The 24234-nt window shown below is 40.2% G+C and carries 26 protein-coding genes; 19 read left to right on the top strand and 7 right to left on the bottom strand.

From position 1 onward, the window contains the following. The first annotated feature begins 47 nt into the window (after positions 1–47). The 3 genes from J4N25_RS04545 (at position 48) to J4N25_RS04535 (ending at position 2352) form a co-directional block, all read left to right on the top strand. Positions 48–947, top strand: a complete 900-nt coding sequence (locus J4N25_RS04545; RefSeq protein WP_207420957.1) for a LysR substrate-binding domain-containing protein — start codon at positions 48–50, stop codon at positions 945–947. Positions 948–1021: 74 nt separating this feature from the next. Next, entirely contained in the window at positions 1022–2032 is a 1011-nt protein-coding gene (locus J4N25_RS04540) for an NAD(P)/FAD-dependent oxidoreductase (protein WP_207420956.1), read from the top strand. Positions 2033–2034: 2 nt separating this feature from the next. After that, the gene (locus tag J4N25_RS04535) at positions 2035–2352 is read left to right on the top strand and encodes a 2Fe-2S iron-sulfur cluster-binding protein (protein WP_207420955.1); all 318 of its coding nucleotides are present in this window, start codon (positions 2035–2037) and stop codon (positions 2350–2352) included. Here the strand turns inward: J4N25_RS04535 and J4N25_RS04530 are convergent. Then, positions 2330–3529: an acyltransferase family protein gene (locus tag J4N25_RS04530; RefSeq protein ID WP_207420954.1), complete on the bottom strand. Its 1200-nt coding sequence runs from the start codon at positions 3527–3529 to the stop codon at positions 2330–2332. The genes J4N25_RS04535 and J4N25_RS04530 overlap by 23 nt on opposite strands. Positions 3530–3827: 298 nt before the next feature. Between J4N25_RS04530 and J4N25_RS04525 the strand changes: the two genes are divergently transcribed. After that, on the top strand, positions 3828–4055 hold the full coding sequence (locus tag J4N25_RS04525) for a hypothetical protein (protein WP_207420953.1): 228 nt from the start codon (positions 3828–3830) through the stop codon (positions 4053–4055). Positions 4056–4141: 86 nt separating this feature from the next. On the opposite strand, the gene J4N25_RS04520 is transcribed toward J4N25_RS04525, so the two are convergent. Beyond that, positions 4142–4537 (bottom strand): LiaF transmembrane domain-containing protein, encoded by a 396-nt coding sequence (locus tag J4N25_RS04520; RefSeq protein ID WP_207420952.1) that lies wholly within the window; start codon positions 4535–4537, stop codon positions 4142–4144. Between the two features lie 155 nt (positions 4538–4692). Between J4N25_RS04520 and argS the strand changes: the two genes are divergently transcribed. Further along, the gene (gene argS / locus J4N25_RS04515; RefSeq protein ID WP_207420951.1) at positions 4693–6459 is read left to right on the top strand and encodes an arginine--tRNA ligase; all 1767 of its coding nucleotides are present in this window, start codon (positions 4693–4695) and stop codon (positions 6457–6459) included. A gap of 66 nt (positions 6460–6525) precedes the next feature. Here argS and J4N25_RS04510 read toward each other — a convergent pair whose 3' ends face one another. Then, positions 6526–8046, bottom strand: coding sequence for a malate:quinone oxidoreductase (locus J4N25_RS04510; protein ID WP_207420950.1), 1521 nt, complete (start codon positions 8044–8046; stop codon positions 6526–6528). A 280-nt stretch (positions 8047–8326) separates the two neighbouring features. Between J4N25_RS04510 and J4N25_RS04505 the strand changes: the two genes are divergently transcribed. Both J4N25_RS04505 and J4N25_RS04500 read left to right on the top strand, forming a co-directional pair. Then, entirely contained in the window at positions 8327–8914 is a 588-nt protein-coding gene (locus J4N25_RS04505) for a DUF4202 domain-containing protein (protein ID WP_207420949.1), read from the top strand. 263 nt (positions 8915–9177) lie between these two features. Beyond that, complete coding sequence (locus J4N25_RS04500) at positions 9178–9378, top strand: hypothetical protein (protein ID WP_207420948.1); 201 nt, start codon at positions 9178–9180, stop codon at positions 9376–9378. Between the two features lie 40 nt (positions 9379–9418). Here the strand turns inward: J4N25_RS04500 and J4N25_RS04495 are convergent, their stop codons facing one another. The 3 genes from J4N25_RS04495 to J4N25_RS04485 form a co-directional block, all read right to left on the bottom strand. Beyond that, entirely contained in the window at positions 9419–10315 is an 897-nt protein-coding gene (locus tag J4N25_RS04495) for a YsnF/AvaK domain-containing protein (protein ID WP_207420947.1), read from the bottom strand. A 23-nt stretch (positions 10316–10338) separates the two neighbouring features. After that, positions 10339–10812, bottom strand: coding sequence for a YsnF/AvaK domain-containing protein (locus J4N25_RS04490; protein ID WP_207420946.1), 474 nt, complete (start codon positions 10810–10812; stop codon positions 10339–10341). A gap of 556 nt (positions 10813–11368) precedes the next feature. Continuing rightward, complete coding sequence (locus J4N25_RS04485; protein WP_207420945.1) at positions 11369–11719, bottom strand: T9SS type A sorting domain-containing protein; 351 nt, start codon at positions 11717–11719, stop codon at positions 11369–11371. A gap of 216 nt (positions 11720–11935) precedes the next feature. Between J4N25_RS04485 and J4N25_RS04480 the strand changes: the two genes are divergently transcribed. The 12 genes from J4N25_RS04480 (at position 11936) to J4N25_RS04425 (ending at position 23759) form a co-directional block, all read left to right on the top strand. Continuing rightward, on the top strand, positions 11936–12640 hold the full coding sequence (locus tag J4N25_RS04480) for an FkbM family methyltransferase (RefSeq protein ID WP_207420944.1): 705 nt from the start codon (positions 11936–11938) through the stop codon (positions 12638–12640). 164 nt (positions 12641–12804) lie between these two features. Beyond that, a complete protein-coding gene (locus J4N25_RS04475; RefSeq protein WP_207420943.1) occupies positions 12805–13197 on the top strand; it encodes an HYC_CC_PP family protein in 393 nt (130 codons plus the stop codon). 148 nt (positions 13198–13345) lie between these two features. Then, entirely contained in the window at positions 13346–13690 is a 345-nt protein-coding gene (locus J4N25_RS04470) for a heavy-metal-associated domain-containing protein (protein ID WP_207420942.1), read from the top strand. Between the two features lie 49 nt (positions 13691–13739). After that, positions 13740–13997 (top strand): heavy metal-binding domain-containing protein, encoded by a 258-nt coding sequence (locus J4N25_RS04465; protein WP_207420941.1) that lies wholly within the window; start codon positions 13740–13742, stop codon positions 13995–13997. 7 nt (positions 13998–14004) lie between these two features. Next, entirely contained in the window at positions 14005–15306 is a 1302-nt protein-coding gene (locus tag J4N25_RS04460; protein ID WP_207420940.1) for an efflux RND transporter permease subunit, read from the top strand. After that, positions 15299–17248: an efflux RND transporter permease subunit gene (locus J4N25_RS04455; protein ID WP_207420939.1), complete on the top strand. Its 1950-nt coding sequence runs from the start codon at positions 15299–15301 to the stop codon at positions 17246–17248. The genes J4N25_RS04460 and J4N25_RS04455 overlap by 8 nt, the downstream gene beginning before the upstream one ends. 7 nt (positions 17249–17255) lie before the next feature. After that, positions 17256–18506, top strand: coding sequence for a TolC family protein (locus tag J4N25_RS04450; RefSeq protein ID WP_242695773.1), 1251 nt, complete (start codon positions 17256–17258; stop codon positions 18504–18506). After that, a complete protein-coding gene (locus J4N25_RS04445; protein ID WP_207420938.1) occupies positions 18484–19800 on the top strand; it encodes a heavy metal-binding domain-containing protein in 1317 nt (438 codons plus the stop codon). The genes J4N25_RS04450 and J4N25_RS04445 overlap by 23 nt, the downstream gene beginning before the upstream one ends. After that, a complete protein-coding gene (locus J4N25_RS04440) occupies positions 19800–20966 on the top strand; it encodes an efflux RND transporter periplasmic adaptor subunit (RefSeq protein ID WP_207420937.1) in 1167 nt (388 codons plus the stop codon). The genes J4N25_RS04445 and J4N25_RS04440 overlap by 1 nt, the downstream gene beginning before the upstream one ends. Positions 20967–21100: 134 nt before the next feature. After that, positions 21101–22294, top strand: a complete 1194-nt coding sequence (mqnE, locus tag J4N25_RS04435; protein ID WP_207421622.1) for an aminofutalosine synthase MqnE — start codon at positions 21101–21103, stop codon at positions 22292–22294. A gap of 108 nt (positions 22295–22402) precedes the next feature. Continuing rightward, positions 22403–23032, top strand: a complete 630-nt coding sequence (locus J4N25_RS04430) for a histidine phosphatase family protein (protein ID WP_207420936.1) — start codon at positions 22403–22405, stop codon at positions 23030–23032. Beyond that, on the top strand, positions 23019–23759 hold the full coding sequence (locus J4N25_RS04425; protein WP_207420935.1) for a menaquinone biosynthetic enzyme MqnA/MqnD family protein: 741 nt from the start codon (positions 23019–23021) through the stop codon (positions 23757–23759). Before J4N25_RS04430 ends, J4N25_RS04425 begins: the two co-directional genes overlap by 14 nt. A gap of 22 nt (positions 23760–23781) precedes the next feature. Here the strand turns inward: J4N25_RS04425 and J4N25_RS04420 are convergent, their stop codons facing one another. Continuing rightward, positions 23782–24189, bottom strand: coding sequence for a hypothetical protein (locus J4N25_RS04420; protein ID WP_207420934.1), 408 nt, complete (start codon positions 24187–24189; stop codon positions 23782–23784). Positions 24190–24234: the final 45 nt, after the last annotated feature.

Here is a 24234-nt window from a genome sequence, read left to right as displayed (position 1 = left end):
GCATGCGGAAAGTCGATAAGTTGTAATTAATTAGCCTTTATCTTGTTATGATCTTCGATTTCCGACTCAAAGTTTTTTACACGGTAGCAACCAAGCTGAGTTTTACAAAAGCAGCATCAGAACTTTTTATTACACAGCCTGCTGTCACTAAACACATTCGCGAGCTGGAACATCAAACAGGGCAAAGACTCTTTAAGAGGAATGGAAATTCTGTTAGTCTTACAAATGCCGGGGAGCTCTTATTGAGGTATGCAGAGAAGGTTTTTGATATTTATGCTGCCCTCGACACCGAACTAGCTCAACTTAATAATGTGGTTGGCGGCACCCTGAGAATAGGAGCAAGTACCACTATTGCCCAAGCCATTCTACCTCAGCTATTGGCGTTGTTTAAAAAATCATATCCTGCAGTCTCTTTTACCTTTACTGAAGGGAATACAGATGCTATTTCTCATAAGATCATTGATGAGAAGTTAGATATAGCACTTGTTGAAGGTAGCTCCCATTTTCCTCAATTGGCTTATTCTAATTTTATCAAAGATGAGATAGTTCTCGTTGTCAGAAGTGGAAGTAAGCTTGCGAAACTTACAGAGATCATTCCCCGGCAGCTTTTGGAAATTCCTTTAATTAAGCGGGAACAGGGCTCTGGAACATTGGAAGTAATTAATAATGCATTAATTGCTATTGGATTGAATCCCAGAGACCTTGATGTTGAAGTGAGGATTGAGAACTCTACCTCCATCAAGCAATATCTTCTGCATTCGGATGCGGCAGCTTTTTTGTCTATTCAAACCATTGCAAAAGAGCTTAAGTATAACGAATTAACCATAATAGATGTTAAGGGACTGGAGATTTCAAGAGATTTTCAATTTATTCATTCCCAGGGAAATGTTAGTTCTCTCGTAGAGCTTTTTAAACGATTTTGTCTAACTCATTATAACTTAAAGTAATTCTGCATAAATTTTAATCATTTGCTTTAGGGCCTCATTGTTCCAACATTTGCTTCATCAAAAAGCAAATAATTATGGGACATATCATTACAGACATTTGCATTATAGGCGCTGGACCGGTAGGGCTATTCGCGGTATTCGAAGCCGGATTATTAAAAATGCGGTGCCATCTTATAGATGTGCTACCCCAGGTAGGTGGTCAATTGTCCGAGATCTATCCACAAAAACCAATTTATGATATCCCTGGCTATCCTGTTGTAAATGCACAGGAATTGGTTGACAACCTGATGGAGCAGGTCGCGCCCTTTAATCCTGGCTTTACATTGGGGGAGAGGGTCGATGAACTGCAAAGATTGCCCGATGGGACTTTTATTATAAGAACATCAGATAATACTGTAGTAGAGGCAAAGGCAGTAGTGATTGCCGGCGGATTGGGATGTTTTGAACCGAGAAAGCCAGTGATCGATAATCTTGAGTTGTTTGAGGGACGCGGCGTTGCATACATGGTGAAGAACCCTGAACTATTCAGGAATAAGAAAATAGTGATTTCTGGCGGAGGAGATTCTGCGTTAGATTGGACGAACTTCCTGGCGGATGTGGCAGAAGAAGTAACGTTGGTTCACCGGGGTGATACTTTTCGGGGTGCTCCAGATTCTGCTGAAAAAGTATTTGAACTAGCAAAATTGGGGCGTATAAATCTAATTCTTCGGGCTCAGGTGAGCTCCCTGGTGGGCGACGAAACCTTAAAAGGGGTAATAATTACAGATAAAAATGATGAAAAGCTTATCACTGATGCTGATTACTTCATACCCTTATTCGGTCTTACTCCTAAGCTTGGACCCATTGCCGAATGGGGTCTCCGCATCGATAAATCAGCTATCGAGGTAAACACTTTCGACTATTCCACTAACGTAGATGGGATCTACGCTATTGGAGATATTAATACTTATCCAGGTAAGCTAAAGTTGATCCTCTGTGGGTTTCATGAGGCCGCATTGATGGCCCAAAGCGCCTTTAAATACATCTATCCCGACCAGAAACTAAGTTTCAAGTATACCACTGTTTATGGAGTTAATGCTTTTTAATTATGATAAAAATAACAGTCGAAGACCGGGAAGGAGCTGTTCGGCTGCTGGAGATCACAGCAGCAACAGAACAGAATTTAATGGAAACACTTAAAACTTTTGAATATGATATGCGTGCTACTTGTGGCGGTATGGCACTATGCGCCGATTGCCACTGTAAGATTGTTAATGGCGGCGATAATTTACCGGAGCCTGAAGAAGCTGAACTGATAACATTAGACACGAGGCCTGATGCAAATGCATCAAGTCGCCTCGCATGCCAACTAAAAGTGAACTCTCAAATTGATGGCCTCCACATTAAACTAATGGGTTATCAGTAGTTTTAAATGGACGGCGCAACCGGGAAGCTACCCGGGTGACCAGTAATTTTGGCCTGGCTCCTTCTGCAATACTTGCCTGTTTTCTCTTTACAAGATAGCGGTCGTAAATAAAAATGTTAAGCTTTTTCTCTCCAAACTGATAAAAGAACAGACTTCCTGTAAGTACAAAGACCAGACTGAAAAAAATGTAAACATCTCCATTTCCAAACCCAGTTAATTTGAAAATTTTCATAGCTACAGGAATTAGAATGGTAGTGTGAAGTAAATAACACGAGTAGGAGGCATCGCCCAGCTTAACAAATATTCCAGGACACTTTATATTGAAGAGATTTTCTATTAGAACAACACCCGTAAGAAATATGGCAGAGGGTAATCCCCAGATCAAAGTACGTAGAAAAGCCTTTTCTATATTTTCTGATACAACACTCGCATCAGCAACGTTAGAGTACCCGGTGAACAGGGTTGTGATCATAAGAGCTAAGCCGAGTGCCGTTCCTGTAGCCGCCCACCATCGAAGCCTCCGGTTGTTGCTTGAACTAGCTGTTGAACTGATGTGGCGAAAGATCAGTCCACTTACAATCCCTAGCGCAAACTCGAGTAGGAGAGGAGAGAATAAAAACTTATAGAAGGCTTGCTCTGGTTTAATAAAAAAGCCAATAACCGGCAAGGTGAATAGAATGACGAGAAGATTTCTATATATTTTTTTATTGGCAAATACGAGAAGCCCGGCAATTACAAAGTAAAAATACATTTCAAGTGAAAGAGACCAGCCAACTGGGATAATGGGAAATACGAATTCAGAGGTGTCGAAAACCGGTAAGAAAAGTAAAGTTTTAATAATCTTCTCGAATGTAAATGAGGAACCGCGGACTGTTGAGACTACATAGGAGAAGATAGATAGAAGCCAATAGATAGGAATGATCCTTAAAGCTCTTTTTAATAAAAAATCCTTCCAATTCCTGGTTTTGACGTAGTTTGGTGTAATTACAGTCATGATAAAACCGCTAATTACAAAAAAGAGATCAAGGCCAATTGCTCCCCAATTTTCGAGATAAAAGAAATTCTTCTGTTGAGGATTTGTGAAAGTGGAAGAATCTACAATATGTACGTAGACAACCAAGACTACGGCCATCGCCCGTAAAGCCTGGATGGACTCCACCCTTAAAGATGATTTCATATAGATGATTTACAGTAATTACAGTGTTTTCAACAAGCAAGTCCTACCTCGCTTATATATTTTGTTTTGTTAATTCAATTTCCTTACGGTTAAAATAAAATAATATGTCATTTTGTTTTAGAACCACTCTTGTTTTTGACCGAAAATCTCATTACGTGAATCAATAATTCCTGTCAAATCGTAGGAATCTTTCCCGACCAATTTCCTCATAGGATAATTTATGAGAAATCACTTTTCCAGGTGGGTTAAAACAAAAAAACGCTTTAATACTTTACCAGAGTAAAGTTAACGTAAATTTATGGCTAAAGATAAGAAAGAAGAAACAAGCGGTATCACTGCGTATTCGGTGAAAACAAAAACTAAAAATGTTCCTATGATTGATCCTGTGATAAACGTAAAGTCGGGAAAATATATCGCAATAGGAAAAGACAGTGAAGGTAATAATATGTCTGCCATCCTGAGTAAGGCCAAAGCTGAAGACTTTATTAAAGCAGGAAAGGCAAAACAAGGAGAAGGCTGGTCATAAGATGGAATGAATGTTACCTAAATCGGTTTTACCTAGTGGCAGGAGCAATATTATATTTACCCCTCCTGCCATTTCAGGCTTAAACCTTATTTATGTGGGTCTTTGAAATCCTTATACCCGCCAAATTGGTGGCAGTGCTTTAGGTCTGCTTGTTCGTTTCTTTTTAGTATTAAAAAAATACCCAAACTGGTTACTAATAACGGAAATACCAATTCATGAAATTCAAACCCAGGTAGCAGTTTGTCTATCAGGAATACGGTGCCGGTTAGAATAAGGACCAATGCACCAGGTTTCTTGAACTGATGTTTTATTCCGGCAACAATCCCTGTTAAAATTAATAATACCGGCCAGCTGGTAAGCCAGGAAGGCACTGCCAAACCGAAGTTATCTCCAAACATTAAAGCCCCGAAGACGACAAGAACTATTCCCATTGTAACTTTTACTCTTGAGCCCTTTGCTTTATTTGAAATATTATTTTCCATCGTTTTTTTCTCAAAATTAATCCGCATGCTGTCTTACCGGTACTAGAATTAGGTTAGAACTTGGTCATTCTCGGTGAATAGCAGAAATGAACAGGTAAGCGAAGATTCTATCATCTTTTACCGCCTATTAATTTAAAAAGCTAACTTTGTCACCAATGGATTTTATAGTAAAAGGCACTCTCGAAGCTGTAAAAGCTTTATATAACGCAGATCTTAAAGAATCAGATATTAATCTGCAGGAAACCCGAAAGGAGTTTCAGGGCGAGGTAACTGTAGTGACGTTCCCATTAACCAGAGTATCAAAAAAGTCACCCGAACAAACAGGAACAGAAATAGGTGAATATTTAGTAGGTAATTTAAGCCAAGTATCCGGTTTCAATGTTATTAAAGGATTTTTGAATATTTCATTAACTGATGCCTTCTTGTTGAATGCCTTTACTACCAAGATATCTAAAGATGATTTTGGTCAAATCTCATCGAATGGAAAGAAGGTGATGGTGGAGTATTCTTCTCCAAACACTAATAAACCTCTCCACCTTGGTCACATCCGCAACAATCTTTTAGGTTATTCCGTTTCTGAGATCCTTGCAGCTTCCGGCTACGAGGTTGTGAAAGCAAATCTGGTAAATGATCGTGGTATACATATCTGTAAATCCATGCTTGCCTGGCAAAAGTTTGGGAACGGCGAAACGCCGGAAAGCAGTGGTTTGAAGGGAGATAAGCTGGTTGGAAACTACTACGTTATTTTCGATAAAGAATACAAAAAACAAATAGATGAGCTAAAAGCTCAAGGGCAAACAGAAGATGAGGCAAAGAAAAACGCCCCTTTAATAAAAGAAGCCCAATCTATGTTGCAGAAGTGGGAGGCTGGTGATGAGGAGATTATCTCATTATGGAAAACCATGAACTCTTGGGTGTATGCTGGTTTTGATGTAACGTACAACAAGTTGGGAGTTAGCTTTGACAAGTATTATTACGAGTCGGATACCTACCTTCTGGGCAAGGATATTATAGACGAAGGTCTTGAAAAAGGAGTTTTCTTTAAGAAGGAGGATAACTCGGTCTGGATAGATTTAACTGCCGATGGGTTGGATGAGAAGCTGGTGCTTAGAGGAGATGGGACCTCCGTGTATATAACCCAAGATTTGGGTACCGCAGAGCTAAAATACAAAGACTTCGGGGTGGATGAATCAATATATGTAGTAGGGAACGAGCAGGATTACCATTTCAAAGTATTGTTCCTTATTCTTCAAAAACTAGGAAAATCTTGGGCGAAAGGACTTTATCATTTATCATATGGCATGGTTGACCTGCCTTCTGGTAAGATGAAGTCAAGGGAAGGTACAGTGGTTGATGCTGACGACCTAATTCAGGAGATGATCGATACCGCAAAACAGCGTACAGAAGAGTTAGGGAAGGTTGAGGATTTTTCGGAGGAAGAGAAGGAAAAATTATACAGGATGATTGGACTGGGCGCTTTGAAATATTTCTTGTTGAAAGTGGAGCCTAAAAAACGTCTATTGTTTGATCCTAATGAATCCATTGATTTTCAGGGGCACACAGGTCCTTTCATTCAATATACCCACGCCCGTATTTGTTCGGTAATAAGTAAAGCGAATAGTGAAGGGTTTACATTTTCAGGAATAGAGACCCTTACACAAACAGAACGGGAATTAATACTCGCTTTGGACAAATTTATGGAAACTTTGGAAATTGCTGCTAAAGAACATAGTCCGGCCCAAATCGCGAATTATGCGTTTGACTTAGCAAAGCTTTATAACAAGTTCTACCATGAAGAGTCTATATTGAAGGTTGAGGATCAACAATTGAAGAACTTCCGTTTATCGCTTTCTTCGGCTACTGCCGCGGTGATCAGAAAGGCAATGAACCTATTAGGGATAGAGGTTCCGGTAAAGATGTAAAAACAGTTTGTGTGATAACTAGATGATATAAACAAAGAAGGGCGCTATTTAGGCGCCCTTCTTTGTTTATACTGTAACTTCTTCTTGTTTTGTCAACTTCAGCGTTTCTGCTGTTTTGTTCCTTATCTGATAACAAAGTTCAGCGTTTGTGCTTAGTGGAATTCCATGTGAAGGTACCATTTCTTTTATTTTTGCCTGCCACTCTGCAGTCTTCATTTTTTCTTTAAAGCAGCGACCAAGAAGGTTAAGCATAATAGAAACTGTAGTAGAAGCCCCAGGAGATGCACCCAGTAGTGCGGCAATTGAACCATCAGCAGCACTTACCACTTCTGTACCGAACTCCAGGACTCCGCCCTTTTTTTCATCTTTCTTGATCACCTGTACACGTTGTCCCGCAATTTCAAGTTCCCAATCTTCCATTCTTGCATTTGGAAAGTATTCTTTCAATGCTTCCAGTCTTTCTTCGGGACTTTGTTTTACCTGGTCGATCAAATACTTTGTCAATGGAATATTGTCAATGCCAGCAGCCAACATTGGCTTGATATTACTGATCTTTACCGATTTGAAAAGGTCAAGTATGGAACCGTTTTTTAGGAATTTTGTGGTAAAGCCAGCGTAAGGGCCGAAAAGAAGAGCTTTCTTTCCGCCTATCATTCTTGAATCGAGATGCGGTACAGACATAGGAGGCGAACCCACCGCTGCTTTTCCGTAAACTTTTGCTTCGTGTTTCGCAATGATTTCAGGATTAGTACACTTTAACCATTGACCACTTACCGGGAATCCTCCGTATCCTTTTCCTTCAGGAATTCCTGATTTAATTAAAAGTGGTAATGAGCCTCCTCCCGCGCCAATAAAAACAAACTTTGAAGACACTTTCTTCTTGCCGCCAGTTTTAAGATTTTTCATCGTTATATTCCAGCGACCGCTTTTGTCTTGCTTAAGACTATCAACTTCTTCAGCAAAATACATTTTTACCCCTGGCATTTGCTTCAACTGACCAAACATACATCGTGTAAGGGCACCGAAATTTACGTCAGTCCCAATATCCATCTTCGTTCCAGCCACCTTCTGAGAAGTGTCGCGACCTTCCATCACCAGAGGCATCCAATTTTGTAAGGTTTCTTTGTCTTCCGCGAACTCCATGCCTTTGAATAAAGGGTTCTGTGTAAGCGCCTGATGTCTTTTTCTGAGGAAGTTAACATTATTATCTCCCCAAACGAAGCTGATATGAGGAATTGATTTAATAAATGATTCGGGTTTGTCGAGGAACCCTTTTTCAACAAGGTATGACCAGAATTGTCTGGACTCTTCAAATGATTCAGCAACCTTAACGGCCTTTGAAATATTTACGCTACCATTTTCTAGCTCAGGAGTGTAATTTAATTCACAAAAAGCTGCGTGTCCAGTTCCTGCGTTATTCCAGGCATCTGAACTTTCAGCCGCCGCTACATCCAGCCTTTCATAAATTTCAATAGTAATATTAGGCTCGAGTTCTTTAAGCATTACACCAAGTGTAGCACTCATAATACCAGCCCCGATCAAAACTACATCAGGACCTTTTGAAGAATTATCACTTTTTGTTGTCATTATCTTATTTTAGCTCTCGCTGTTAAAGCATTTATAGGTAAAAAAAAGACCATAGCAAGCCTCTTCTTTTTAATTGTTTACTGCAAAATCAAGTCCAAAACGTTGGCGTTATTACACACATTTCTCATTATTGTTCTTTTAATCTTAATTTTTTTAAGAGAAAAAGCCTTTATACTGGTTTTGGAGGGGGAAAATAAATTGCACAAAGATAAAAAAGTATTTTTATAAGTATTATTGTTATTTATTTAAGTGGTTAGATTGGAGAATTATATACAAACAGATGATAAAAGATAAACTTGAAATTGCACTTGAACTCTTCGATTCATATAACAAGCAAGATCCTACCCGGGTTACATGGGATGGAGAAATCATTCCGGCGGAATACTTCTACGCAGTGAAGCTTTACGAATGGGTTTTGAAACTTGAACCTGAAGCTAGTGAGGTTTTGAAATTAGCGTCAAGGAGCCAGCATATTGGTCGTTGGGAGATTCCGAGAGACTCTTACCCAATGAACAAAGCCGGATACTTGAACTGGCGTTCGAACTTAGGTAAGTATCACGCCCAAAAGGCCGGAGAGTTAATGGAACAGGCGGGTTACATTCAGGAAGATATCGAACGGGTTAGAAAGATTATCACAAAGCAACAAATTAAATTGGATCCGGAAGTTCAGACAATTGAGAACGGATTATGCCTGGTATTTCTCCAATATCAATTTGCCGACTTTATACTTAAGCACGACGAGGCTAAGCTGATCAGAATTATTCAGAAAACATGGAATAAAATGAGTGAACCGGGTAGGCAGGAGGCTTTACAGCTTCAGTATTCCGAACTTGGGCTTCAGTTGATACAAAAAGCGCTTGCTGGTTAAAAAATTAAGAAAAAAAAATTGAAAGGCTTGAAAATAGGAAGATTAGGTCGTTTTTTCTGCTTATTTAAATAGTACGAGGGTTGGTCTTAGGCTCTCTAATATACCTTAAAATAAGGTTTAAAGAATAAAAATTTCTTCTTTTTTAAATGGATGGCCGCTACAAATATTTCTTTTATTTGTTTGATTAAATTAAAAAAATGTTGATTAGTTAACATTATATTCTTATCTTGAATTGCCCGGAGTAGGGGTCTGATGAGTTAAGAATGAAAAAGGATTTACGTAACACAAAGCATTATATCGTTTTCAGGATAGGGGCTGATACCGATATTAGTAACGGAAGGATAGAATTAGTTGAAAAAACACTTAAGGTTTTGGAGGCAAAGGAAGATTATGTGGCTTGCCAGGCGCTTTATGATGCACTTCAATATCATCGAAGTGGTTGTATGGATCTGGTCGAAGCTTAAAAATAAAACGGCGGAACTTAATGGTCCCGCCGTTTTATTTTTAGATAGTTCTGTTATCATCCCTGTTATAGGATGTGTCGTTGTATGAGGAAGAATCGCGGCGACGGCGGATTTCGTCGTCACTTAAGTTCTCTACATCTATTTCGGTTTTTCTTACGGTATCTCTGATTGTTTCTTCGGTCTCTTCAATTTGTTTGTTTAGCGAAACTTCTTCAACAACACGAGCTTCCTTATTAACTATCGGTACTTCTTGACGTTCAGTAAGTTCGATGGTGCCTTCTTTGAAGGTATCAAAATCTGCTGATGTAGCTTCACGGTTAACAGGAGTACGTTCTACATTTACTCTTTCAGAGCGTAAACGAATGTGTTCTTCAACCGGTCTTTCAACTATCCTGCTATGCAAACGTGCACCGCCACTTTGTACTTCCCGTTTACCTACTTCCAGATTTTCTTCAATTACTGGAATAGAGCGGTTAGTGATATCCAAGTCCCGGTCACGGTCAGTGATATTAATATCTCTATCGCCTACTAGGTTGCTATGATGCGAAGTGTTATAATCAGAAGTACTATTATAGTGTCCACTGCTTATTTGGGTAGCTCTTTCATCTACATCAATAGCTCCTGTATTATCAAGGATCTCTGCTGCTCTATCTGCTTCATCAGTAGTATTAGCGTGAACAGTTATAGTATAACCACGCTTTGCTACTTCTGAATACTTCTTGGCATCGTCATCATCTCCGAACAAGTTGCTGAAGAAGCTACTGATGCTATCTCCGAAGCTAGTGTCATTGTCATCATTTCTGTCAACGCTCGTGCTTGTGTCGGCCCGATTTGCAACATCAACTCTATCACGATCAATTCCTGCCGAACTTAAACGGCTTACTGCTTCTTGCGCATCCCTTGCGCTGTCGAAGATTCCAATTACTGTTTTTGACATGTTTTTCAAATTTTTGGTAAATGTTAATTTGATTTATTATGATCCGGTTCAGTTTCTGTTCGACTGATCACCATTTCTTCCTTCTTCAGGGTTTCCTGACGGGTGGTGGAGGTTTTTACTTGCTTTCTTGTAATGTGTACCTCTTCAACAAGTAATAGTTTTTTCTCTACAACTAAGACCTCTTTCAGTATAGGAATTATAGTTTTGTTGCCTTCCTGTCTTACTGCAGGAGGCGCTTCATTTACATATTGATTGATTTCAATTCTGTTTACGTCAACTTCTTCGTTCGTTACAGGTATATCAATACTTTCCGTGTATTCGTTTACTTTTTTACTGACAGTAACTTTCCCTGTTTCTATCACCTGTTTTTCTATCCTGAGTTGCTCTTCAACTACTGGAATGACTATTTTCTCTTTGCTCCCTTCCTGAAAATTGGGGATACCGTTTGAATCAAGGTTTTGATTATTCGTTGGAGAATTTAAATATTGTCCTTCCATCTTACTGATTTTATCAATTTGACCTCTTCTTACAATCACGGGACCAAAAATGCCAAACCGCGGAAAATACTTGAAATTATGATGTCTTCTACCCGTATTTTCCCAGACACTATGGGACCTTTTTAAATCTTCAAAAAGTTTATGTTAAATCTATTGTATTGGTAGGGAATGGACAAGGAGCGGGATTTTTAATAAAGAACCGAAAATCAAAATTGTATAAATATTAAGGCAATTCATGTCCCAATTTTTATAATGTTTTCTTATAGGAAAGAGATTAAATGGAGTACGAATTTGAAGGGACTCGCGTGAAGGTGATGCAAACAGTCTTTTACCAGATAGTGAACGGTTAAAAGCCCGTTCAAACGGGTGCAATACCGGTGCTAATCCTGTCGCAAACCCGTGGCAATAGCTAATAGGACAGAAATAGGTCGCATTGCGACCACTGTCGTAGTTAATCCACTTGTAAAACCTTTTAGAAATCGCGCGGTCCGAAGGGACAGGTGTTTCTATCTCTTAGGGATCCTTTATAGGATTAGAATGGTCCGTTTGCGATTACCTACTGCTTTACAAAAAGTTTTGAATTTCTTCCTTCCAAGTTCGTAAGTACCACGAAATAAGTTCCTGAAGCTAGTTTAGCAACATGGATGGTGGCCTTGCTAGCGCCAGCTTCCAAAGATTGAGATAGTACCTTGGATCCTTTCAGATCGGTGATGGTTATTGTCGAAGCACTACTTGTTTCTGTAAAGCTAAGCACTAACTCTTTGTGGACTGGTCCTGAAACTACCTCGAGCATAACCTTTTTGGTTTCAGAAGTCTTTTCAGCTGGAAGATTATAGGAGGGGGGGAATGCTTTTAAGTTACCCAAAAATGCTATAAAAGCTGCTAACAACACACGTCTTTTTCTCATAAAATATTGCAGATGAGGATTTGTACGGAGAGTTTAATATATAGGTTCTGGAATAATAATTTTTATTAGGTACTGAGATATGTAGCCGAAATAATTGTTCAATTTTTTTAAACAATATGCCGATCAGTAGGTTAATTACATTTATACGTGCTGATAACTAACCGTCAACAGCTTAACTAACCGGAAACAAATTATTAACCAAATCTACCTTTTCTTATGCTAAAACTAATCCAGCGCTCGCTTTATTCCTTAGGCTTGAGTGTAAAATTGGCAAAACCAGAAAATTTTAAATGGCTTCAGGAACGGGACATTGAAACTGTACTTGACATCGGTGCTAATGTTGGGCAATTCGCAACTAAAATTAATGCCATCCTTCCCAAAGCCCGTATCATCTCTTTTGAGCCTCTTTCTAATTGCTACCAGGTATTAGCCACAAAAACGGCAACAAAAAATGTTTCAGCCTACAATTTTGCTTTAGGAGAAGAGGATTGTCATGTTGAAATTAATGTTAGCAAGCATACTCCAAGTTCATCTTTGCTGGATATGGCTCAGCTACATAAAGATGTATTTGCAGGTACCGACTATTCAGGGAAAGAAACAATCAAGGTAAGGCGTCTTGATGATGTTGTTTCAGAACTTGGCGATCTTGGAAAGTTCTTGGTTAAGATAGATGTTCAGGGTTTCGAAGATAGGGTAATAAAAGGCGGTATGAATACGATTCAACAAGCCGAGTTGATCATCATAGAAACTTCCTTTAAAGAACTGTACAAGGGCCAGCTGTTGTTTAATGGTATTTATAATCTGTTAAATGGAATGGGATTTGAATTTCAGGGAAATATGACTCAATGTTTTAATAAAGCCGATGGAAGTATCCTTTACGCTGAATCTATTTTCTCTAATAACCGGGGCAAGCATTGTTAAGTGAAAGACTATGGGAAATATCTTGGTGGATCTTTTATCCCGGGATATTTTTCCTTGTATTTTAATAATCTATAAACTTTTCATAAAATTCTATAAAACCTTCTTCTTATTTTTGCTCATCTTCGTTGAACTTCAATCGAAAAGATTTCGTTTACAATAGGACATTGAAAAAAGTATTAGTTACCATATTAGCAATCTTTTATCTGGGAGTATCCTCAGGTGCAACTATGCAGTTCCACTACTGCATGGGGAGATTGGTTGAATGGGAGCTAGCTTCTGAGAAATCCGAAAAATGTGATAAGTGCGGCATGAACGTCGGGGCAACTGAGGATTGTTGCAAAACATCTGAGAAGCAATTCAAAATTGAGAGTTCTTACAAAGCTTCTGATCACCATTTTTTGCTAAAGGCTTCATCCATTGATTTATTATTTTCAGGCTTTTTGGTAGACCGCCAGCCTGTTGCTCTGAGTATAATTCCCGAGCATCCTTTTTCAAATGCACCTCCGGGGACAGGCAATGTACCTGTCTTTATCCGCAATTGTAACTTTCGTATTTAACCCATCTATAAAAAGTCCTCATCAGGCTTTCTCATGCTACTTTCCCTTTCCCGTGGAATAGCAGTACTTATTTAACATAAGAAAGAATATTAGGAAAAGCACGGCTCCAATACTGGCTAGGTTATTCTTGTCGTATATCTCAAATAAAATGAAATCAATTACATTATTTCTCGTGGCTTTTTTGACCACGATCTTTACTTCTGGTTATGCTCAGCTGAAAACTGAAACATTTAAAGTGTCTGGCGTTTGTTCAATGTGTAAGAAGAAAATTGAAACTGCATCTAAGATGGCAGGAGTAAAGTCTCTGGTTTGGAATGAAGAGACGAAGATGGCTAAGGTGGCGTACGATAACAAAATTACTTCTCTTGAATCCATTCAAAAGAACATTGCAGCCGCTGGTTATGATACAGAAAAGTTTAAGGCCGAGAACAAGGTGTTTAAGAATCTTCCTGAGTGCTGTCAGTACGAAAGATCACATGAAGGCAAGAAATAAGAGCTCGTTTTTGCAACATCAATAATTATCAATCATAAAAACTCAAACAATGAAAAAGTCAATTCTAATCTTAGCATCAGCAGTCACGTTATTTTTTGCTGCATGTAATTCTGCCGGAACGTCTTCAGAGAAAGCCACTGCAGACAGTGCAACCGAAACAGTGGCAGATACTACGGGTGCTCAAACAGCAGGAACATATACTTGTCCGATGCACCCTGAAGTAGTCAGCGACAAGCCAGGCAGTACATGTCCTAAGTGCAAAATGGATCTTGTTGCCAAAGAGAACAGTACTGAGACCCATAAATAAAGTCAACATGGTAGAAAAACTGATTTCCTTCTCATTGAGGAACAGGTTTCTTGTACTGCTATTTGCTGCCGGAGTATTTGCCTATGGCATTTATTCCGTCAAAAGCAGCAAGATAGATGCAATACCTGACCTCTCAGAAAATCAGGTAATTGTATTTACCGAATGGATGGGTAGAAGTCCTCAGATTATTGAGGACCAGATTACCTATCCATTGGTAACTAATCTGCAGGGAATTCCTAAGGTTAAATATGTAAGAGCTAATTCTATGTTTGGAATGAGCTTTATCTATATCATTTTTGAGGATAATGTTGATGTTTATTGGGCACGGTCGCGCGTGCTGGAGCGACTGAGCACGGTCGGTAATTCGCTTCCTGAAGGTGTTACTCCTACAATGGGCCCGGATGGAACAGGGGTAGGCCATGTGCTTTGGTATACTCTGGAGGCCCAGGGAATGGATCTGGGAGAACAACGGGCTATTCAGGATTGGTATATTAAGTTCGCGCTTCAAAATGTACCAGGAGTAAGTGAAATAGCTTCGTTTGGAGGTTTTCAGAAACAGTACCAGATCAATGTAGATCCTAACAAACTTCTGTACTATAAAGTATCCCTTGCGGAGGTTATGCAAAGTATCAAATCAAATAACAATGAGGCTGGCGGACGGAAATTTGAAATGAGTGGTATCGGGTACATCATCAAGACCACCGGCTATCTTAAATCAATTCAGGAAATGGAGAACCTTGCAGTTCGTACTCAGGCTTCCATACCTGTAAGGATTAAAGATGTGGCTACAGTTCAGATGTCAGGTGAAAGCCGGCTGGGAATTTTTGACTATAACGGAGAAGGGGAGACGGTTGGAGGAATAGTAGTACTTCGATACGGAGAAAATGCAGATGAAGTGATCCGGAAGGTGAAAGCAAAAATGAGTGAGGTAAGTAAGGGATTACCCGAGGGAATGAAGTTCAATATTGTTTACGATAGGGGAGAATTAATAGAGGAATCTATCTCCTCAATCAAACACACTTTAATAGAAGAGATGATAGTGGTGTCTCTCATTGTGATCGTGTTTCTTTTTCACTGGAGAAGCGCAGTGAGTATTATTATTCAAATCCCAATTACCATTGCTGCAAGTTTTATCGTATTAAATGCCTTCGACATATCCTCTAATATTATGTCTCTTACTGGTATCGCGCTTGCAATAGGGGTAATAGTAGATAACGGAATCATTATGGCTGAGAATGCTTATAAGAATTTGGCGATCAGGCAAGCAGAGCTTACTGCTTTAAGGAAGAAAGGAACTGAAAATGCTTAAGAAATTCAGCAAATACTTTGGGAGGAAAAGACAAGACGATAGTTACGTAAAGCTTTCGAATGAGGAGCGTTTAAGTATTATTGAGAAGGCTTGTCAACAGGTTTCGCGGGGAGTGTTCTATTCAACTGTTATTATTATTACATCATTTCTCCCTGTCTTCCTACTTACGGGACAAGAAGGAAAGCTTTTTCACCCTTTGGCTTACACCAAAACGTTCATTCTTGTGATAGATGCCTTGTTGGTTGTTACGCTGGCCCCTGTACTTATTTCCTTCTTTATGAAGGGAAGGTTCAGGTCTGAACATGAGCACCCCATAAACAGATGGCTTGAAAGGATCTACGAACCGGTGATCAAGGCTTGTATACGCCATCGGAAAACTACCTTGGGTGTAAACATTCTGGCCTTGCTGGTTAGTATCCCTCTGATGTTAAGTCTAGGACGGGAATTTATGCCGCCTCTGGATGAACAGTCAGTTTTGTTTATGCCTGTTACTCTTCCAGATGTTTCAAACTCTGAAATTAAGAGGATCCTACAGGTGCAGGATAAGATAATAAAGTCTGTCCCTGAAGTTGATAAAGTTCTTGGCAAAGCGGGACGGGCTAACACAGCAACAGATAACTCACCGGTAAGCATGATCGAAACGATCATTGCCCTTAAACCGAAATCTGAATGGAGGGCGGGTATCACTAAGAAAGATATTATTAACGAGTTAGATCAGAAGCTTCAGATTCCCGGCGTGGTCAATGGCTGGACCCAACCGATTATTAACCGTATTAATATGTTGTCTACAGGAATCCGGACCGACGTGGGAGTTAAAGTCTACGGTCAGGATTTGAATATGATCGATTCCGTTTCTCAGCAGGTTCAGTCATTGTTGAAGGGAGTAAACGGAGTTAAAGATCTTTATGTTGAGCCTGTCACCGGCGGCAAATATTTGGAGGTCAATATTAAAAGAGATCAGCTGGAGCGGTATGGTTTGTCTGTAGATGATGTAAATGCTTTGGTTGAAACTGCTATTGGTGGAACTCCTTTTGCAAATACCATAGAGGGCAGGCAGCGCTTTAATATTCATTTGCGCCTTGGTCAGGAATTCAGGAACAGCCTGGAGAGGCTTAAGCGCATTCCTCTGACTTCTCCGGATGCAGGAACCATTCCTCTTTCGGCTGTTGCCGATATTGCTTTTGTTAATGGTCCTCCTATGATCAGCTCGGAAAATGCTATTCTTCGCGGGGCCGTTATGTTTAATGTGCGTGAGCGGGATCTGGGAACTACTGTTCAGGAAGCTATCAGTACTATAAATAGACAGTTGAAGTTACCGAATGGTTATTTTGTGGAATGGAGCGGGCAGTATGAAAACATGATCCGCGGACAAAAGACCCTTCTGTACATCCTGCCGGTTGTTGTGATCATTATTTTCCTTTCCCTTTACCTGGCCTTTAAGTCGGTTCGCGAAGCCTTTCTAAGTTTGATTACCATACCTTTTGCTTTAATTGGAGGAGCATACCTGGTTTATTTCTGGGGAGTTAATCTTTCTGTTGCAGTAGCAGTAGGCTTTATCGCTCTCTTTGGAATTGCTGTGGAAACCGGTGTGGTGATGGTGATCTACCTTAATGATGCAATGCGTCAGCTGGTTGAGTTGAAGGGCAATTCAGCAGAAACAATTACTAAAGAAGACTTGAAAGAATATGTAATAAACGGTGCTGCAAAAAGACTGAGACCCAAAATCATGACTGTTTGCGTAGCTCTGTTTGGATTGATCCCCGTGTTATGGTCTACAGGGGTAGGAAGCGATGTGATGCAACCTATCGTGTTGCCTATGATCGGCGGGGTGCTAACATCTTCCACACATATATTGCTGGTAACACCATTGATTTTTCTGATGACTAAAGAGTACGAGCTGAAAAAGTTCGGCAGATTGGAGGTGTATGATGTTAAGCATTAATATTAGTATGCAGCCTTCGAAAAAATTGCTCACCGCCGCTTTAGTGTTATTGCTAGGCTCTGTTTCCTTTGCTCAAAAGCCCTTAACGTTACAGGAGATACTAAGGGAGATTGAGCTTAATAATCCTTCTTTGAAATCCTACGATAACCTTATTAAGAGTCAGGAAGCAAAAGTGGAAGGTGCAGGCGCCTGGATGGCACCGATGGTTGGAGCGGGAACATTTATGTCCCCTTATCCGGGACAAGGAATGATAGAAGAAGGAGATAAGGGTGCCTTCATGATTTCTGCCGAACAGGACATTCCTTACCCCGCTAAAACAAAGGCGAAGAAAGAATATCAGAAGACCCTCTCTCAAACATACTTCTTTGAGAAAAATATCAGGTTTAACGAGCTGCGAACAACTGCTCGCCGGACATTTTTTGAACTTTTGATCGCTACAAAGAAGTACAGATTTCAAAAGGAAAATCAGCAGATCATGCAAAATATGAAGAAGCTTGCTGAGATCCGGTACCCTTTTAATCAAGGTAGCTTGAATCAAATCTTCAAAGCAGAAGGAAGGACTTATGAAGCTGAGAATATGTTGATTATGACCGAAGGGGAGATCAGATCTAAAAGGATAACCTTGAATACTTTGATGAACAGGAATCCTAATGCACACTTACCTGTAGATTCTAACCAGACAGTTGCCTTTAACCCTGTGGCTAATCTGGATACAACTTATTTTTCTGAGACAAGAAGTGATGTTCTTCATATGCAACATGATATCCACTCCATGCAAGCTAATATCAAAGCGATGAAACAGGAGGCGAAACCTGACTTTAGGTTAAGGTTTGATCATATGGACAATTATGCTGCTATGATGCCTACTCAGTTCACGGCTATGGCAATGATTTCTATACCTATTGCTCCCTGGTCGTCAAAGATGTATAAGTCGGAAGTGAAATCCATGAGCTATCAAAAGACAGCGATGCAGCAGCAAAAGCATGCAATGCTTATCGAAATGCTAGGAATGGCCAGAGGCATGGAAAATGAACTCCTCACCATGCAGAAACAACTGGGTAACTACGAAAATAAAATCCTTCCAACGCTAAATAAAGCTTTAAAAACGGCAATGCTTTCTTACCAGGAGAATAAGGGTGATTTGAATATGGTGATTGATAATTGGGAGGCGCAGAATATGGCGCAGATGAATTATTTGGATCAGTTGCAGAAGTTTTATCAGATGATAGCAGAATATGAAAAGATTATTGAAAGATAAGGCTTCCCTGATTTTCCTTTTTCTTGCTATGATAGTTGTTGGGTGTCGACAAGCGGAGAAAAAAGCAGAAGGAGCGCAGACCTACACCTGCCCCATGCACCCCGACATAGTTAAGGACGCCCCTGGTTCTTGTCCAATCTGTAAAATGGATTTGGTTCCTGTTCAGAGATCGCAGCAGCACAGTGATACTCTTGGAGCTATCTTGAAGGATACTTCCAATCTGACTTCCGGTAGTATCAAGGCAGTAAAGGCTGAAAGAACATCGAAATTCGCAGAGCTTAAATTAAACGGGGTGATTAACTATAACACAAATAGTTTCAGGGCAATTTCCTCAAGAGTTAGTGGCAGAATTGAGCGATTATATTTAAAATACAATTTTCAGCCGGTGAAAAAAGGGCAGAAGATCCTGGAAATATACAGTCCCGACCTGGCTGCTGCAGAACAAGAACTCCTTTTTCTGAAAGGCAACGGGGAGGCCGAGTTGCTGGAAGCAGCAAAAAGAAAACTTCGTCTTCTAGGAGTGAGTGAACAGCAGATCACTAGAGTTCTAAGAACAGGAAAGGTTGATTATACAATCCCTGTTTTTAGTCCCTTCTCAGGATACCTTGCAGAAATTCCAGGCTCAACATCAAGTTCGGTTTCTACAAGCACAGGAGGAACAAGCATATCGTCGGAAACTTCCGGATCTACCATGGGAGGAATGGGGGGTAGCCCTGCGGCTTCCGGAGCGGTACCATCGGTCGCCAGTACAACGTCTCTAACAGCGATCACAATTAAAGAAGGTCAGTATGTAACTGTGGGGCAAAAGCTTTTTACATTGGTAAGTGCAGAAAACCTTTGGGCAGAATTTTTTATAAGCCCTGATCACTTAAAGGGGGTAAAACGAGGGGCGGCGATAAGAGTTGAGTCAAGGGATCAAAAAGCAAGGTCACAACGTACCACCGTTAAGCTTATTCAGCCTTTTTATCAGGAGGGAACAAAGTATATTCTCGCCCGGGCTACGATTGATAATTCCAGCAAAGCCTGGAGGGTTGGAGAGTTGATTGATGTAACTGTTGAAAATACCAGGCAGATTGGAACCTGGCTGCCAAGAACTGCGGTTATTAGTTTAGGAACCCGGCATGTAGCATTTGCCAGAAAAGGAGGGCAATTTGTGCCAGTATATGTTAACGTAAAATCGGTGACTGAAGATGCAGTAGATATCGGGGATAGCCATGATCCTCAAACTGAATTCGCAGAAAACGCCTGGTTCCTGGTTGATCCTGAAAGTTTTATTAAACCAGAAAAATTATAATGAGACCTCTTTTTCTATTCATATTTATTCTCGGAACAGTCCTTTCGACGTTCATGCTGGAGTCTTGCCAGGATCATAAGGATGAGAAGAATACCGGGCACTCTAAATATACCTGTCCTATGCACCCACAGATAATTAAAGACGAGCCGGGAAGCTGTCCTATTTGTGGTATGGATCTGGTGCCTATGTCAACTACTGCGGTTAAAACACAACTTGTGCTGAGCGAAAGTCAGATACAGTTAGCAAATGTGAAAACCATAGCTGTGAATGCTGGCAATTTCACTACTTCCAAACTGCTCAATGGAAGGGTGGTATCGAATCCAGAAGCAACGGAAATTGTGACAAGTCGATTTCCCGGAAGGATTGAAAAATTGTTTGTTAAAGAAACCGGTTTATCTGTAGCTGAGGGCCAGCCCCTTTTTCAGATCTACAGTGAAGAACTTCAGACTCTACAGCAAGATTATCTTCTACAAATCAGGCAAATAAAAGCCTTTCCTAATGAAAAGATTTATGCAACGTTGAAGGAGGCCGCGAAAAATAAACTACGTCTTTTTGGCTATAGTCAGGCTCAGATTAACCGTCTTGAAGCCAATGCCAAGCTACCACCTCTCGTAACAGTTTATGCTAAGGCCTCAGGAGTAGTACAGGAAATATCTCTTACAGAAGGTCAATACGTAGCGGAGGGTTCTTCGGTATTACGACTTGAAAATCTGAATTCATTGTGGGTAGAAGCTGATGTATACCCGGAAGAGGCAGCCGGGCTAAAGGAAGGTACAGCTGTAAAAGTTTCTATAGAAGGCCAACCAGAACAGGCTGCGCGTATAAATTTTATATCACCTGCGCTGGAATCTTCTAGTCAGCTATTGAAAGTTCGTATTAATATTAGAAACTCGGGAGGTTTTCAACCAGGTATGAGGGCTACTGTTTCACTTCCAACTTCGCATATTACCAATGCAATCGCACTTCCGGTAGACGCGGTAGTGCGAGATGAAAAAGGAGCTACAGTTTGGGTAAAAACAGGAAAAGAAACATTCGAAGCTAAAAAGGTGACAACCGGACAGGAGGATGAAAATCAAATTATCATCACATCCGGCCTTGAAGGGGCAAAGGAAGTTGTTATAAGCGGAGCATATTTGTTAAGTAGTCAGTTGGAACTGGCACCCTAAGTTCAGAACGGGCAGGTTGACGCAAATTTACAAAAGCACTAATCGTTAGTTTTCCCTGAAAGAGCCTGTCTGAAATAGTTGATTGTTACAACTTAATGATCAATAAAGTGACCCTAATTTGTATTTTTGCGATGATGGATGCAGAACACAATTTAAGCACTCTTCTTTCAGACACAGATTTAGGTGAGGATTTGAGAAATATTGCTCAAAAAGTAGCCGCGGGAGAGCGTATCAGTTTTGATGAAGGAGTTTTACTTTATGAAAAAGCGGAACTTGGATATTTAGGTGTGTTAGCGAATTTCATAAGGGAAAAACGACATGGAGATAAAACTTACTTTAATCGTAACTTCCATATTGAACCGACGAACCTTTGTGTATACGACTGTAAATTCTGTTCTTACTCACGCTTAATTAAGCAGCGAGAGGAGGGTTGGGAGTTCACCATGGAGGAGATGCTCGATGTTGTGAAAAAGTACGACGGTCAGCCAGTTACAGAGGTGCATATTGTTGGAGGGGTCCTTCCTCAATATGATGTTCCTTTTTACTCTGAGCTATATAGAAGAATTCGTGAGCATCGCCCTGAACTTCATATTAAAGCCCTTACTCCCGTGGAATATCACTACATCTTCAAAAAAGCTAAGATTGATTATGCTACAGGAATGAGGTTGATGAAGGAAGCTGGATTAGATTCAATTCCGGGAGGAGGTGCAGAGATATTCCATCCTGAGATAAGAGAGCAGATAGCTAAAGATAAATGTACAGGAGAGCAATGGTTGGCTATTCATGAGGAATGGCATAAACTGGGAATGCGTTCTAATGCGACAATGCTTTATGGACATATCGAACAGTTCTGGCATCGGGTAGACCATATGGAGCAACTGCGTCAGCTTCAGGACAGGACAGGAGGTTTCCAAACTTTTATTCCATTGAAATTCCGACATGAGAACAATCAAATGTCACATGTGCCGGAAGTTTCAGTTATAGAGGATCTTCGTAATTATGCTATTGCCCGTATCTATATGGACAATTTTGACCATATAAAGGCATATTGGGCAATGATAAGCAGAAGTACAGCCCAACTTTCCTTGAATTTTGGTGTTGATGATATCGATGGTACTTTAGACGATACCACTAAGATTTACTCTATGGCTGGAGCAGAAGAACAAACTCCGGCAATGAGTACAAAAGAACTGGTGGATCTGATAAAGCAAGTTGGACGCCTTCCAATTGAAAGGGATACTTTGTATAACGTAATTACCGATTACAAAGATTTCCAGTTTGATGAGGAGCCAAAAGCTCGTTTCTACAAGTTACCAGTGGTCAACTAGTAGCTCTACTATATATTAATTAGTCAGATTTAAATTCAAATATGAAAGGTCATGATTCCCGCTGTGGGATAAGGGAAATACAAGCTCTCGTCATGACAGGAGACAATAATGGAGAAATACATATATATCATCCGTCACGGTGAGACGGACCTGAACAAGCTAGGTGTGATGCAGGGACGGGGAGTTGACACGGATTTAAACGATACTGGTCGCAGACAAGCAGAAGCTTTTTACGAAAAATATAAAGACGTACCATTTGATAAACTTTATACTTCTACGCTAAAACGGACTCATCAAACTGTTAAGAAATTTATTGATGCAGGGATTCCCTGGACTCAGTATGAGGGACTAGATGAGCTTGCATGGGGTATTTATGAAGGTCAGGAAGCTACCGAGGATATAAAAGCGATTTTCGACAATATGGTAAAGGGCTGGAATGCCGGCGAACTGCATTTGAAAATTGACAAGGGGGAGAGCCCTATGGAAGTTCATAAGCGTCAACTTAAAGTTTTCGAGAAGCTGATCGAAAGGGAAGATGATGTAAAGAATATCCTTGTTTGCATGCATGGAAGGGCTATGAGGCTTTTTCTTTGCCTGTTGATGAATCATCCTCTATATGAAATGGACCGTTTTCCACATCAAAACACCACCTTATATAAGTTGAAATATGATGGGGAGAAGTTTGAGATCCTTGAATTTAATAACACAGACCATTTAAAGTACATTGAGCAAGATTAGAGTTTCAGCGGTCTCTTATACAAATTCTAAACCTTTTATTTATGGCTTAAATCACTCCGGAATTATCAATGAGATTGATTTAAGTCTGGATATTCCTGCAGATTGTGCCCTTAAGTTAATTGAAAATAAAGCTGATATCGGCCTGGTGCCCGTAGCAGCGTTGTTAAAAATCCCATCCTATACTATTATTTCTGATTATTGTATTGGTGCAATAGCTGCTGTAAATTCTGTTTTCATCTTCAGTGATAAACCGATAGAGGAAATACAAACGCTGAGGCTTGATAAGCAATCAAGAACCTCAAATGCATTAGCAAGAGTATTGCTAAAACACTACTGGAAATTTAGTCCTGAAATAGTAGAAGGAGAAGCGGATGCTTTTGTTGAAATAGGGGACCGTACTTTCGGAAGACAGGATCAATATCCTTTTGTCTATGATCTGGCCGAGGAGTGGATACGGTTTACAAGCCTCCCTTTTGCTTTTGCTGTTTGGGCGGCAAACAAGCCTGTTTCTCAAGAGTTTATCAAGAAGTTCAATGAGGCGCTGGCCTATGGACTAGATCATAGAAAGGAAGTTATCGCAGATCTTCCTGTGCTACCGGACTTTGATCTGGAGGACTATTTAATGCACCGTATCGATTATCCTCTAACTGAGCCAAAGAAAAAAGCCATAAATTTATTTCTATCTCTTGCAGCGAAGCTTGAGGCTGAAGCACCCTCGCTTAGGTAATAGTCGAGGTGCTCAAATTTCATTAAGAGTGAGCTTGCCTTTCTGCAATATCTAATGCGCTAGGAGGGTCTTGACGTTCGCTGGGAACCACAGGCTTTTTATTTTCATTATCAGTCGTCTCAGCCAGTGGAATTGGTTGGGGCGAGCTGAACTCTGGGGTATTATTCTCTTTCGCTGGCTCCTTAACCTCTAGCGCTCTTTTGGCTTTATCATCAACGCCGGCTACGGTTTTTTCATTATCCCCTATAATGTCAGCAAGCTTTTTAGCCAGTTGTTTCGCATTTTTATCTATTGCTTTAGTAAGCTTTTTGGAATCATAACCTAGCTGACTTATTATACCCTTAACCTGTTCGTTAACTTTATTTTCTATTTCTCCTCGCAGAGTCCGTTTAGCTTTTTTAAGCAGGCCCTTTTTATTGTCTTTTTTCATAATTATTAAGTTTATATACCTGTAAATCCTGCAGGTATTAATACT

The sequence above is a fragment of the Desertivirga brevis genome, assembly GCF_017355835.1.
The sequence above is the reverse complement of the archived record's forward strand: the minus strand, read 5'-3'. Positions and strand labels throughout refer to the sequence as shown.